Origin of the sequence: Vibrio sp. 10N.222.46.A1 (genome assembly GCF_041473595.1) — a bacterium.
GTDB classification, from domain to species: Bacteria; Pseudomonadota; Gammaproteobacteria; order Enterobacterales; family Vibrionaceae; genus Vibrio; species Vibrio tasmaniensis_A.
Map to the genome: position 1 here is coordinate 1 of NZ_JBFRSN010001848.1, position 324 is coordinate 324.

Sequence of the window (324 nt, forward strand, 5' to 3'; positions counted from 1 at the left end):
TACATGGAATGTGCTGACCTCATACCCCTCGAATAGCAGGCTCTATTAAAAGAAAGGGGTGACATCAATTTCAGCCTTCGTAGGAGAAATTGCTTTTACAATCGTATGCCAGCTGTGTTTTAAATCCACATACTTGACGTCAATGAAACGTTTATTCTTTCGTGAATAGAAGCACTTAACGACAGGCTCAACAGGAGCATCATCATTCGATGACCATACGATTCCAAGATGGCCATTGCTCAGCTCAACGATGGCCCCAATAGGGAAAATACCAATGCAATTAATAAATTTGTACACCAATTGCCGGTCTAAGTGATTAGGTGT

1 pseudogene is annotated in these 324 nt (G+C 41.4%); it reads right to left on the reverse strand.

What is annotated here, in order from left to right:
* Window positions 1-45: 45 nt before the first annotated feature.
* Window positions 46-324, reverse strand: a pseudogene (locus AB4496_RS29600) (HD family phosphohydrolase); the annotation flags it as partial.